Genomic DNA, 12,198 nt, shown 5'->3' on the forward strand with positions numbered 1-12,198 from the left:
GCCCGTCTGACCTGCGCTCCACAGGCTGACACCGCCAGTCCGGCGGCCTTGGCGACGTTGACCGCCGCGTTGACGTCCCGGTCGAGGACGGCCCCGCACGCCCTGCACGTCCACATCCGGACGTGCAGGGGCTTGGGGCCGTCCTTGACGCCGCAGTGCGAGCACACCTGGCTGGTGGGCTCGAAGCGGCCGATCCGGACGAACCGGGACCAGCCGGCGTCGTGCACCGACTTGGCCATGCGCGTGCGCGCGAGTGCCTTGACCGCCAGGTCTTCGACGGCGATCGCTTGGTTGTCGCGGATCAGCCGGGTGGGTGTCGGGCATAAGGGCCAGGTCGGCGGCCGGGTCGGTCTCCACGATGAAGCTTGCGAAGTACCGGCCCGCACTGTCCTTGACCACCGTCACCGTGGACGGCGCCGAGGGCAGCGTGCGCGACCACTTCACCGTCAGGTCGCCGATCTTCGGCAGGGACAGCTTCCCGCCCGGCGTGATCCTCCACCTGGCGTTGGCGGTGAACCGGACGGCCTGCCGGGTGTCCTTACGCGACTTGAAACGCGGCGCACCCATGCGAGGCCGCTTCCCCTTCAGGCCGTCGAAGAAGTTCCGGTAGGCGGTGTCCAGGTCCCGCAGCGACTGCTGGAGGACGACGGCCGACACCTCGCCCAGCCACGCCCGCTCCGGGGTCCTCTTCGCCCCGGTGATCAGCACCTTCGACAGATCCCCCACCCTCGGGAACGGCAACCCCGCCGCACGGGCGTCCTCGCGGGCACGCAAAGCGTCGTTGTACACCACCCGCGCGCACCCGAACGCCCTCGCCAACGCCGCACGCTGACCCGCCGTCGGGTAGACGCGGAAGGAGTACCTGAGCTGCATGATGCCAATCTAGCACCACTCTGGTGCTGGCGTCAGAATGGGACCGTGACCAAGCACCTGAACCTCAGACTCCCCGACGACGTCCACGCCGCCGCCGTCGCCGCGGCGGCGGCCGACGACCGCTCCCTGAACTCCTGGATCACCACCGTCGTCCGCCGCGCCGCCGAACCTGCCGGGACGCCGAATCGCCCTGGCGGCGATTCGACTACCTCCGTCCTGCTTCGCAGGGGACCGGATTCACCTCCGGCCTAAAGGCCGGAGCACTCTCCGGATTCCAGGTAGCGGCACGGGCTCGGACCGCACCGGCAGGGGCGCGGGGAACCGCGCGGAGCGGGAGGCGAACGTCCGCAGGACCGCGGCGACGGCAGTGGGTTGCCGTTCCGCCGCGGCCCTGCGGTCCGGGCCTGCTCGCCCGCGCGGTTCCCCACGCCCCTGTTTCCGTGCCCCGCGCTCCGCGCGCCTCAGCGGCCGATCGCCTGCAGGATCCGCATCGCCGAGGTGCCCAGCTCCGCCGGGACGGCCGTCTTCGGGGCGAAGTGCCGGCGCAGCACGTCGTCGGTGTAGCGGTCGCACCGCTGGTGCCAGTTGAGGACGGCGGCCATCCAGTCCTCCAGCTCGCGGACGTACCCGTCGAGGGCCTGCTCGGCCTCGCTGTCGAGGGCGAAGTCCTGCTTGAGCAGCGGGAGTTCGCCCTTGACCACGTGCGCGAACTGGTCGAGCCGGGAGGCCGTCAGGTCGGCCACGATGTCGAAGGCGACGGCGGGCTCGCAGGAGAAGAAGTTCTCCACCACCCGGACCAGGTTGTGGAACTCGCCCTCGTACTCGACCTCCTTGCGGTACGAGTGCAGGTCGTTGACCAGGCAGCCGTAGTCCGCGGCGGAGTTCTCGATCGCCCGCAGGGTGCCGCTCGCGTAGACCTCCTCGGGGATCACCTCGCCGCGGCCGAGCCGGGCCAGGCCCATCGTCAGGTCGGAGCCGAAGGTGGCGCGGCGCATCTCGATGTAGTCGACCGGGTCGGGGATGCGGTTCTGGGCGGTATTGGCGAGCTCCCAGAGCCAGCTGTCGAGCATGTCCCCCACCGCCTTGCGGAACTTGGCCCGGGCGCCCTGCTCGAACGGCGCGCTGGTGCGCTGCCAGAGGTCGGCGAGGCCGGACTCCAGGGCGTTGCGCGGCGCGAACGGGAGGCTGCCGTCGAGCGTCATCAGCGCGTGCAGCCGCTCGTTGGCGGCCTTCGCGCCGAGCAGGTCGCGGGGGCGGCCGAAGACGGCGGGGTAGTAGTCGTCGGCGTAGGTGCCCCAGGTCAGCCAGGCGGAGGAGAGGTCGAGCTCGGCGGGGGTGGCGTCGGGGTCGATGCCTGCGGCGCACAGCGCGAAGTCGTAGTCGCGGAGTTTGCGTTCGTCCCAGACGTCGGAGCCCGGGACGCCGGGCTCCGGGTCGAGCAGGCCGAACTCGCGGGCCCAGCGGACCACGTACTCCCGGGAGCCGTCCAGGTGCGGGTTGAGCGTGAGCGGGTACGGCATCGGGAGGTCGGGCAGCGGCACCGGGCCGGTCCGGCGGTGCGGGGTGTGGACGAAGCTGCGCAGGCCGCGGATGCCCGCCGCGAGCCGGAGGTTGGCGGCGGAGGTGCCCAGGCCCCTGGGGCCGTGGGCGGGCGCGGCCGCGCCGCCGCCGTTCATGTAGCGGCTGGAGCGCAGGTGCCACTCGTGGCCGCCGGACTGCCAGTCCTGCATGCCCTTGACGTAGGCCACCACCCGGGCGACCTCGGCCGGGCTCAGCGCGTGCTCGGCGCACAGCGGGCCCAGTTCGGTGAGCGCGGTGTTCTCGAACTGCTGGAGCCGGGAGGTGAGGAGGTCGTTGACGGCGTCCGCGGCCTGCTGGGTGGAGCAGCCGAGGAAGGTCTCCAGCACCAGGACGCCGTTGGACAGTTCGCCCTCCTCGCCGATCTCGCGCTCGTACGAGAACAGGTCGTTGCGCAGGTGCACGCCGTCCGAGAAGGCGTCCCGCAGGACCCGCAGCGGCCGGGAGTGCGCCACCGGCTCGGGCACCTCGGCGTCGGCCGCGTACTCGATCAGCCCGGCGGACCAGGGCGCGCCGCCGACCTTGCGGCGCATCTCGATGTACTCGACCGGGTTGGAGACCCGGCCTTCGTTGATGTTCGACAGCTCCCAGAGCGACTCGTTCAGCAGGTTCCTGGTCGACTCGGCGAACCGGGCCCGCCAGTGCGGCGACATGTGCGGGACGGTGCGCTGCCACAGGTCGGCCAGGCCGGCCTCGACCGGGTTGGTGGCCTCCGGGTAGCCGTCCGCGAGGTCCATCGGCATGAACGCGGGCAGCCGGTCCAGGTACGCCTTGCCGCCCTCGCGGTCGAGGGTCCGCTTGAAGATCTCCAGGAAGTGGTCGTCGAAGAAGAACACCCAGGTGTACCAGTCCGTGACGAGGTTCAACGCCTCGCTGCCGCAGTCGGGGTGGGTGTAGGAGCAGAGCAGCGCGTAGTCGTGCGAGTCGAGGTCGTGCTCCTCCCAGACGCCCGACCCCTCCAGCATGCCGAAGCCCCGCGCCCACTCCTTGGTGTGGACCCGCGCCTCCTCGTAGTGCGGGTTGATCCGGGCCGGGTACGGCACGTAGAAGTCCGGCAGTTCGAACGGCTGAGCCACTGGGTCCCGCCCCTAGGTGTGCGTCTGGATTGGTGTGTCGTCGGCGAAGTGGTGTGTCGTCGACGAAGATCGGCGCGCTGCCTAACGAGCCCACGGGCCCGCGGTCACCGGTACCCCGCTGGGCCGCCCGGATTCCCGAATCCACTCGTACGAGTGAAGTACCGGCGCGCCCGCCTGACACCGGACGGTGTCCGACCCCCGCGGCAGACTGACCGGATGACCCTGTTCACCGAAGAGACCTGGCGCCTGCTGCGCGGCACCGAGCCGGTCGGCGAGATCCGGATCGACGAGGCGGACTTCCCTTGGCTGCGGGGCGAGTTCGTCCCGGGCCCGGGCTGGGCGGAGGCCGCGCCGCGGTTCGCCGAGACGCTCCGCCTGGTCCGGGAGAAGGAGTGGGGGGAGTTCGACCACGCCTACACCGCCGTCGAACGGGACTACGCCCTGCACTCCCCCGACGGCCCGGTCGCCGAGTTCCTGCTGCACATCGACCCGCCCCGGGCCTGGTTCCGGTTCAGCGAGGAGCCCTTCGAGGACGACTGACCGTCCGTCAGGGCTCCCGGGGGTGCAGGTAGCTGCACCCCCGTCGGGCAGGTGGGTGCAGTGGATCGGGGCGTCGCGCGCGGGATCGTCGGGGGGAGGGGATTCCGAGCGAGGGGTGGAGTGCGGTGCGCGGGAAGTGGATCGGGCCGGCCGGGGTGTTCCTGGTGGTGGCGTTCGTGGCGGCGGGGGCGCTGGGGGCGGTGCAGCCCGCGACGGGGCTGCCCGAGGAGGTGCTGCAACTGACGCAGTTCGGGCCCGCGTTGGGGGTGGCGGCGGTCGCCGGGTGGCGGCCGGGGCAGGTGCGGCGGCTGCTGGCCGGGTACGGCGGGCGCGGGGCGGGCCCGGCCGGGCTCGCGGTGCTGCTGTCCGCGGTGGCGGTCACGGCGGTCGCGGTGGCCGGGGCGGCGCTGTGCGGCGTGCCGGTGGCGGTGCGCGACCCGGGGTCGCTGGCCGCGCCGTTCGGGGTGGTCGCGGCGGCCCAACTGCTGGGCGCCTGCGGGGAGGAGGTCGGCTGGCGGTGCCTGCTGCAGCCGCTGCTGCGGGAGCGGTTCGGGCCGTGGGCCTCGTCGGTGGCGGTCGGCCTGGCCTGGGGGTGCTGGCACGTCGGGGTGTTCACCCGGTCCCCCGCGTACGCGGCGGGGTTCCTGGCGGCGACGGTGGCGATGTCGGTGCTGCTGGGCTTCGCCTGGGAGCGGGTGGGCCGGTGGCGGCTGCCGGTCGCGGGCGGATTCCACGCGCTGGTGAACCTGGGCCTGCTGCTGTTCCTGGACCAGGAGTCGGGGGCGACCGGCCCGGTGCTGCTGTTCGGCGCGGCCTGCGTCCTGGTGGCGCTGCCCTGGGTGCTGACGGCCCGTCGGACCGGGCCTGCGGAGCGCGCCGGGCACCCGGATAGCATCGCGCTGATATGACGATGCGACCGCAGTCCGTCCGGGTCCGGGCCGCCCTGCTCGCCCTCGGCCGCTGCCACCTGGCCTCGTGGCGCTCCCTGACGACGTCCCTGCGCGGCCTGGCCGCGGGCGGCGCGCTCACCCTGCTGCCGGTCGGCCTCGGCCTGCCGCTGCTGCCGCCCGCCGCCCGGCTGCTGCGCCGCGGCGCCGACCGCGAGCGCGCGCTGCTCGCCCGCTGGACGGGCCGCGCGCCCGCCGCCCCCGAACCGCTGCCCGCGGGCGTGGTGGCGCTGCTCGGCGCGCCCGGCTTCCGCCGCGAACTGGCCTGGTCCTGGCTGGCCCCGTGGAGCAGCTGCCTGCTGGTGGCCGTCCCGCCCACCCTGGTCGGCTACGGCCTGGCCGGTGCGCTGGTGCAGCCGTTCCTGTGGCAGCTGCTCGGCCCGGGCAACTGGTATGCCTTCGTCCCGGTCGACTCGACCGTCAACGCGCTCGCCGCGGCCCTGCTCGGCCTGGGCTTCGCCGCCGCCGGCCTGTGGCTCGCCCCGCCCGTGCTGGCCCGGTACGCGGCCTGGACGGCCCGGCTGCTGGACGGCCCGGCGCAGGCCCGGCTGGAGCAGCGGATCGACCAGCTGACCGACAGCCGGGCCGAGGTCCTCGACGTCCAGGCGGCCGAACTGCGCCGGATCGAACGGGACCTGCACGACGGCGCGCAGGCCCGGCTGGTCTCCCTCGGGCTGGCCCTGGACCGGGCCGAGCAGCTGCTCGACGAGGACCCCGGCACGGCCCGCCGGCTGCTCGGCGAGGTCCGGACGAGTTCCGAGCGGGCCCTGCAGGAGCTGCGCGACCTGGTGCACGGCGTGCTGCCGCCGGTGCTGGCCGACCGGGGCCTGGCCGACGCCGTCCGCTCGCTCGCCCTGGACTGCTTCCTGGACGTCGAGGTCTCCGCCGACCTGCCCGGCCGGCTGCCCGCCCCGGTCGAGGGCGCCGCGTACTTCGCCGTCGCCGAGCTGCTCGCCAACGCGGGCAAGCACTCCGGCGGCCACCGGGTGGACGTCGAACTCCGCTGCGCGGACGGCCGGTTGCGGGCGGTCGTGCGCGACGACGGCCGCGGCGGCGCCGACCCCGGCCGGGGCAGCGGGCTCGCCGGCGTCCGCCGCCGGCTGGCCGCCCTCGACGGCACCCTCGCCCTGGACAGCCCGCCGGGCGGCCCGACCACCGCGACCCTGGAGATCCCGTGCGCGTCGTCCTCGCCGAAGACCTCTTCCTCCTCCGCGACGGCCTCGCCCGCACCCTGACCGACCACGGCTTCGAGGTCGCCGCCGCGGTCGACAACGGCCCCGAACTCCTGCGCGCCCTGCGGGAGTCGGCGCCGGACGTGGCCGTGGTCGACATCCGGCTGCCGCCCACCCACACCGACGAGGGCCTGCAGGCCGCCCTGACCGTCCGCCGGGAGCGGCCGGGGCTGCCGGTGCTGGTGCTCTCCCAGTACGTGGAGCAGCTGTACGCCCAGGAGCTGCTCGCCGACGGGCGCGGCGCGGTCGGCTACCTGCTCAAGGACCGGGTCACCCGCACCGCCCAGTTCGTCGACGCGGTCCGCACCGTGGCCGCGGGCGGCACCGTGATGGACCCGCAGGTGATCGCCCGGCTGATGGCCCGCTCCACCGCCCGCGGCACCACCGCCGACCTCAGCGCGCGCGAACTCGACGTGCTGCGCCTGATGGCCGGGGGCCGCTCCAACGCCGCGATCATGGCCGAGCTGCACATCGGCGAGAGCGCGGTCGCCAAGCACACGGCCGCGATCTTCGCCAAGCTCCGGATCGACCACACCCCCGACTCCAACCGCCGCGTGCTGGCCGTCCTCGCCTACCTCCGCCGCTGACCGGGCCGGCCCGGCCCGGTCCCGTAGAGTCGTGCGGTCCGCCAGCGCTCCGACCGGGGGAAACCCGTGCTCACCGACTCCCGGGCCGCCCGCCCCGCCCCCGCGGCCGCCGCAGGCCCCGCCGCCGCCCGCGACCCGTTCTTCGACCGCGCGAGGCTGCTGGCGACGGTGCTGGTGGTGTGCGGGCACTTCTGGGAGCCGCTGGCGCGGATGCCCGGCCACCGGGTGCTGCACGCCGCCTACCTGCTGGTGTACGCCTTCCACATGCCGGTGTTCGTGTTCCTCTCCGGCTGGTTCTCGCGCTCGTTCGCGGCCCGCCCGGAGCAGCTCGACCGGCTGCTGGGCGGCGTGCTGGCCCCGTACCTGCTGTGGACCACCCTGCTGGGCTGGTACTCGGCCCGGCTGGCCGGGGCCCCGTTCGCGCCGGACCTGATCACCCCGGTCTGGGTGACCTGGTTCCTGCTGTCGCTGTTCCTGTGGCGGCTGAGCGCCCCGCTCTGGCACCGGCTGCGGGCCCCGCTGGCCACCGCGGTCGCCGTCTCGCTGCTGGCGGGGGCGCTGACGCTGACGCCGCAGCTGTCGATCGGGCGGACGCTGCAGCTGCTGCCGTTCTTCGTCGCGGGGCTGGTCCTGGACCGCCGCCGGGTGCTGGCGCTGCGCGGCCACCGGTGGCTGCGGGCGGCGGCGCTTGCGGTGTTCGGGGCGGCGGCGCTGCTCGCGTACTGGCTGGTGCCGCGGCTGGACGCGGCCTGGTTCTACCGGAGCGCGGGCGCGGCGGGGCTGCACGCGGGGCTGCCGCGCTGGCTGGTGCTGTCGGCGGCGGTCAACCTGGCGGGCGCGGTGCTGGGCGCCTGCTTCCTGGCCCTGGTGCCGGTCCGGGCCCGCTGGTACGACGGGCTGGGCGCGACCGGGACGGCGGCGTTCCTGCTGCACCCGTTCGCCCAGCTGGCGCTGGTCCGGGCGGGCGGCTACCGGACGGCCTTCCTCGGTTCGGCGGCCGGGCAGGCCGTGCTGACCGCCGCCGCCTGCGCGCTGGCCCTGCTGCTGTCCACCCGGCCGGTGGCCCGGCTGCTGCGGCCGCTGCTGGCGCCCCGGCTGCGGCTGCTGCTGCGGGCCCGGCAGCCGTCCCCCGACCCGGCGCCGGCGCCGACTATGATCCCGGGGAACTGCCGCCCGCCCGGGCCCGACGACGACGGACGGCGCGGCGGACGGAACACCGGGGGGTAGGGATGTCCGCTGTCCGCGCCTGGCACCGCAGACCGCTGACCTGGGTGCTGGTGGTGCTGCTCGTCCTCGGCGGCGGTCTGCTCGGCGCCCGCCGCGCCTGGGGCGGCTGCTGGCCGCTGCACCCGCACGACGCCCGCGCCTACCGGCAGTACGACTGCGCCAACCTCGGCGGCCCGCGCAACCTGCCCACCCTGCTGCGCTACTACGGCGTCACCCTGCCCCCGGACGCCACCGGGGTCCGCTACTACAGCGACGACAACTCGGAGAGCGGCCCCGACGTCCTCTTCCTCCGCTTCGCCGTCCCCACCGCGACCGCCGCCGCCTACCTCGCCGCCCTGCACGCCACCGCGGCCCCCACCGGCCCCGACACCGCCCTGCACGACACCGCCGTCCTGCGCCGCCGCGACCACGTCGACTGGGCCTTCCCCCCGGGCCTCCCCCACCAGGTCCACACCTTCGGCCCCGCCCCGGCCGGCACCGTCGTCAGCACCCCGTCCGGCGACACCACCGTCCTGCACCTGACCGCCCTCAAGCCCTGAGGCCGGCCGGTCCCAGGGGCGGCCGGTCCCAGGGCCGGCCGCCGACGGCGGACAGGCGGGTGCCGGCGCCGCCGGCGTCCGATCACCTGGCGGCCCCCGGCCCCGCCGCGCCCGCCGCCAGTTCCGTCCCGTCCGGGTCCAGGTGCTGCCGCGCGCAGGCGATCGCCTCGGGGGTGGTGTCGAACACCCGCCCCTGCGCGCGCAGCCGGTCCAGGACGCCGAGCGCGTCCAGCGGGCGGTGGTGCTCGGCGCGCAGGCCGGAGACCAGCACCAGGGTGCCGCGCCGTTCGAGTTCGGCGATGGCGTCGCCCAGCACCACCGCGCCGCTGGCGTCGATCGCGCTGACCCGCGACATCCGCAGGATCGCCACCCGGACCCGGGCCGCGCCGGTCAGTTCGAGCAGGAAGCGGTGCGCGGCGGCAAACAGCAGCGGCCCGTCCATCCGGTAGGCGACGATGTGCTCGGCGAGCAGCGCCTGCTCCTCGTCGTGGTGGTCGGCCGGCGGCAGTTCCCCGTGCAGCGGCACCTGTTCGACCCGGGCCGCCCGGGCCACCTCGGCCAGCGCCAGCGCCCCGGACACCAGCAGGCCCACCACGACGGCCGTCACCAGGTCGAACGCCAGGGTCGCGGCGGCGGTCAGCACCAGCACCGCGGCCTCGCCGCGGCCGCTGCGGGCCAGCGCCCGCAGCGAGCCGACCTGGACCATCCGGACCGCGGTGGCGACCAGCACGCCGGCCAGCGCGGCCAGCGGGATGCCGGAGACCAGCGGCGCGGCGGCGAACACGATCACCGCGAGCACCACGGCGTGCACCAGCGACGCCAGCCGGGAGGCCGCGCCGGAACGGACGTTGACGGCGGTCCGGGCGATCGCCCCGGTCGCGGCCACGCCGCCGAACAGCGGGGCCGCCAGGTTGGCCAGGCCCTGGCCGAACAACTCCCGGTCGCTGTCGTGCCGTTCGCTCACGCTCATGGCGTCGGCGGCGGTCGCCGACATCAGCGACTCCAGGGCGGCGAGCGCCGCGACCGCCAGCGCGGAGGGCAGCAGCGCGGGCACGTCCGCGGCCTCGAAGAAGCCGAACGAGGGCGCCGGGAGCCCGGCGGGCAGGTGGCCGATGGTCGCCACCGGCAGGTCCGCGAACCGGGCCAGCAGGGTGGCCGCGACCACCGCGAGCAGCGAGAACGGGACGGCGGGCCGCAGCCGGGCGCCGACCAGCATCACGGCGGCCGTGCCGAGCGCCAGGCCGGGCGCCGCCCAGTGCGGGGCGTCCAGGAAGGCGCCGGCCGCCCGGGCGGCGACCGCCGCGGGGTTGTCGCCGCCCGGCTTGGGCACGCCGAGCGCGCCGGGCACCTGCTGCAGCGCGATCACCCCGGCGATGCCGACGGTGAAGCCCTCCACCACCGGCACCGGCACGTACGCCATCCAGCGCCCGGCCCGGGCCAGCGCCAGCGCCACCAGCACCAGCCCGGCCAGCAGACCGACCGTCAGCACCCCGTCCGTGCCGTAGCGGTGGACGATCGGCACCAGCACCACCGTCATCGCGCCGGTCGGGCCGGACACCTGGAGGTTCGAGCCGCCGAACACCGCGGCCAGCGCGCCCGCCACCACGGCGGTGGCCAGCCCGGCCTCGGCGCCCGCGCCGGAGGAGATGCCGAAGCCGAGGGCGAGCGGCAGCGCGACGACGGCGACGGTCAGTCCGGCCAGCAGGTCCTTGCGCGGGGAGCGGCCCATGGTGGCGAGGGTCCGCCGGTCGGGCAGGACGGCCGCCAGCCGGCGCCGGACGGTGTTCACGCCCGGTCCGCCGGAGCCTCCGGCGGGAGCTCGATCCCGTGCTGTCCGGCGATCCGCAGCAGTTCGGCGGCCCGCCCGGCGTAGGCCGACGCGCCGTCCTCGTCCCCGGCGTCGCGGGCCTCGGCCTCGGCCTGCCTGGCCCGGGTGAGTTGTTCGCGCAGTTCCCCGTCGAAGCTCCCGGTCACCGTCGCCCTCCTCGGCCGTTCCCGGCCCGGCCCGTTCGGGCGTGCCGGCTGCCGGTCCCACAGCAGGCATCATGTATGGACTTTACGAATTTCGCAAATCACTGTTTTCGCATACCGGAAGCCGCAAGGCACCCAGGGGGCGGAGCGGAGGGTGCGCCCGGTCGGGCGCGGAGCGGAGGACGCGTCCGGTCAGGCGCGGGGCTGCGCCCCGGTGGGCGCGCGCAGGCCGTCCAGCAGCTCGGCCTGCCCGGTGATCACGCCGCCCAGGATCTCCCGGGCCACCGCGAGCAGTTCGGCCACCTGCGGGCTGGTGAGGCTGTAGTGCACGGTGCTGCCCTCCCGCCGGGCGACCACCAGGTTGGCCCGGCGCAGCACGGCGAGCTGCTGGGACAGGTGCGCGGCCTCCACCCCGGTCTCGGGGAGCAGTTCGGCCACGGCGTGCTCGCGCTCGCTGAGCAGCTCCAGGACCCGGATCCGGACCGGGTGGCCGAGCGTCTTGAAGAACTCGGCCTTCACCTGGTACAGCGGCGTGCTGACCACGGGAGCCACGCGGGAGGTGTCGGCGCCCACATCCTCACCCCATCTCCGTCGGATCCTGGCCGTTGCCGTCGAGCACGACCTTAGCAACCGCGCGGCGCCACCGAGAGTGCGCGCGGTTCGCTCCCGCCGGGCGCACCGGTCCGCCGTCCCACCCTCCGGCCCGAGGTGACATCACGGCCTTCGCAGTTGCTAACATTCGCAACTGCGAGGTGACCGGGTCGGGGACGCGTCTCGGCGGGCCGCCGCACACCTGCGGCCCGAGCGTCCCCGCCCTTCCCCGGCACGGCAGTTCGGCCGCCGTCCGGCTCGGCTAGGGTGGCGAAATGAGTGAGAACCTGCCGCCCTGCCCGAAATGTTCCAGCGAGTACACCTACGCGATGGACGCGCTGATGGTCTGCCCCGAGTGCGGCAACGAGTGGTCCCCCGCCGAGGCCCCGGCCGACTCCCCCGCCGAACGCACCGTCCGGGACGCGGTCGGCAACGTGCTGGCCGACGGCGACACCGTGACGGTCGTCAAGGCGCTCAAGGTGAAGGGCAGCCCCTCGGGCATCAAGGCCGGCACCAAGGTCCGCAACATCCGCCTGATCGACGGCGTCGACGGCCACGACATCGACTGCCGGATCGAGGGCTTCGGCGCCATGCAGCTCAAGTCGAGCGTCGTCAAGAAGTCTTGACCCCCCGGCCCGGCGGCGGGCCGCCCGCCCGCCCCGGGCCGCCGCCTTTCCCGCGGCACTGACGCACCGCCACGCCGCCGAACCGGCCCCGGACATACTCAAAGGCCCTCCCGGATTACCCGGGAGGGCCTTTGTCGGGTGGAGCTGAGGGGATTCGAACCCCTGACCCCCTCGATGCGAACGAGGTGCGCTACCGGACTGCGCCACAGCCCCAACAAGAAAGAACTCTATCACCTCCGCGGAGGTGCCCGTGACCATGGTCGGAACGGTCCGGCGGCGAGGGTGCCGGGGGACGCGAACGCCCCGGCGCAGGTGGGGGGTTGCGGCCGGGGCGGGGCGGGCGGGGCGGTTACTCGTTGGCGGCGCGGGGGCGGGTCGACCAGTCCGCGGCGGCGGGGGGCTGGGCCGGCT

At 75.0% G+C, this 12,198-nt stretch carries 12 protein-coding genes, 1 tRNA gene and 1 pseudogene; 8 read left to right on the forward strand and 6 right to left on the reverse strand.

What is annotated here, in order from left to right; translation table 11 throughout:
* A pseudogene (locus IH44_RS44905) lies at positions 1-873 on the reverse strand (RNA-guided endonuclease InsQ/TnpB family protein); the annotation flags it as partial.
* A 45-nt stretch (positions 874-918) separates the two neighbouring features.
* On the opposite strand from IH44_RS44905, the gene IH44_RS44910 reads away from it, so the two are divergent.
* Positions 919-1,125 carry a toxin-antitoxin system HicB family antitoxin gene (locus IH44_RS44910; protein ID WP_232795227.1) on the forward strand — a complete coding sequence of 69 codons (207 nt, stop codon included), beginning with the start codon at positions 919-921 and terminating at the stop codon, positions 1,123-1,125.
* 209 nt (positions 1,126-1,334) lie between these two features.
* On the opposite strand, the gene IH44_RS0136145 is transcribed toward IH44_RS44910, so the two are convergent.
* Positions 1,335-3,527, reverse strand: a complete 2,193-nt coding sequence (locus tag IH44_RS0136145) for a geosmin synthase (RefSeq protein WP_030464068.1) — start codon at positions 3,525-3,527, stop codon at positions 1,335-1,337.
* A gap of 216 nt (positions 3,528-3,743) precedes the next feature.
* Between IH44_RS0136145 and IH44_RS0136150 the strand changes: the two genes are divergently transcribed.
* The 6 genes from IH44_RS0136150 to IH44_RS0136175 all read left to right on the forward strand — a co-directional run bounded on the left by IH44_RS0136150 (position 3,744) and on the right by IH44_RS0136175 (position 8,599).
* Complete coding sequence (locus IH44_RS0136150; protein WP_030464069.1) at positions 3,744-4,067, forward strand: hypothetical protein; 324 nt, start codon at positions 3,744-3,746, stop codon at positions 4,065-4,067.
* A 125-nt stretch (positions 4,068-4,192) separates the two neighbouring features.
* Positions 4,193-4,975: a CPBP family intramembrane glutamic endopeptidase gene (locus IH44_RS0136155; protein WP_232795228.1), complete on the forward strand. Its 783-nt coding sequence runs from the start codon at positions 4,193-4,195 to the stop codon at positions 4,973-4,975.
* Positions 4,972-6,249 carry a sensor histidine kinase gene (locus IH44_RS0136160; protein ID WP_030464071.1) on the forward strand — a complete coding sequence of 426 codons (1,278 nt, stop codon included), beginning with the start codon at positions 4,972-4,974 and terminating at the stop codon, positions 6,247-6,249. The genes IH44_RS0136155 and IH44_RS0136160 overlap by 4 nt, the downstream gene beginning before the upstream one ends.
* Complete coding sequence (locus tag IH44_RS0136165) at positions 6,189-6,833, forward strand: response regulator transcription factor (protein WP_030464072.1); 645 nt, start codon at positions 6,189-6,191, stop codon at positions 6,831-6,833. The genes IH44_RS0136160 and IH44_RS0136165 overlap by 61 nt, the downstream gene beginning before the upstream one ends.
* A gap of 66 nt (positions 6,834-6,899) precedes the next feature.
* Positions 6,900-8,060 (forward strand): acyltransferase family protein, encoded by a 1,161-nt coding sequence (locus tag IH44_RS0136170; RefSeq protein WP_051818039.1) that lies wholly within the window; start codon positions 6,900-6,902, stop codon positions 8,058-8,060.
* A 2-nt stretch (positions 8,061-8,062) separates the two neighbouring features.
* A complete protein-coding gene (locus IH44_RS0136175; protein ID WP_030464074.1) occupies positions 8,063-8,599 on the forward strand; it encodes a hypothetical protein in 537 nt (178 codons plus the stop codon).
* Positions 8,600-8,681: 82 nt separating this feature from the next.
* On the opposite strand, the gene IH44_RS0136180 is transcribed toward IH44_RS0136175, so the two are convergent.
* From IH44_RS0136180 to IH44_RS0136190, 3 genes are all read right to left on the reverse strand, one after another.
* On the reverse strand, positions 8,682-10,388 hold the full coding sequence (locus IH44_RS0136180; RefSeq protein WP_030464075.1) for a SulP family inorganic anion transporter: 1,707 nt from the start codon (positions 10,386-10,388) through the stop codon (positions 8,682-8,684).
* The gene (locus tag IH44_RS0136185) at positions 10,385-10,573 is read right to left on the reverse strand and encodes a hypothetical protein (protein ID WP_030464076.1); all 189 of its coding nucleotides are present in this window, start codon (positions 10,571-10,573) and stop codon (positions 10,385-10,387) included. Before IH44_RS0136185 ends, IH44_RS0136180 begins: the two co-directional genes overlap by 4 nt.
* Before the next feature lie 189 nt (positions 10,574-10,762).
* Positions 10,763-11,122 (reverse strand): helix-turn-helix transcriptional regulator, encoded by a 360-nt coding sequence (locus tag IH44_RS0136190; RefSeq protein ID WP_232795229.1) that lies wholly within the window; start codon positions 11,120-11,122, stop codon positions 10,763-10,765.
* A gap of 314 nt (positions 11,123-11,436) precedes the next feature.
* Here IH44_RS0136190 and IH44_RS0136195 point away from each other — a divergent pair, with 314 nt between their 5' ends.
* Positions 11,437-11,787: a zinc ribbon domain-containing protein YjdM gene (locus IH44_RS0136195; RefSeq protein WP_030464078.1), complete on the forward strand. Its 351-nt coding sequence runs from the start codon at positions 11,437-11,439 to the stop codon at positions 11,785-11,787.
* Between the two features lie 139 nt (positions 11,788-11,926).
* Here the strand turns inward: IH44_RS0136195 and IH44_RS0136200 are convergent.
* Positions 11,927-12,000: transfer RNA gene (locus tag IH44_RS0136200), tRNA-Ala, on the reverse strand.
* Positions 12,001-12,198 lie beyond the last annotated feature (198 nt).

The sequence above is a fragment of the Kitasatospora sp. NRRL B-11411 genome, from assembly GCF_000721345.1.
Classification (GTDB): Bacteria; Actinomycetota; Actinomycetes; order Streptomycetales; family Streptomycetaceae; genus Kitasatospora; species Kitasatospora cineracea.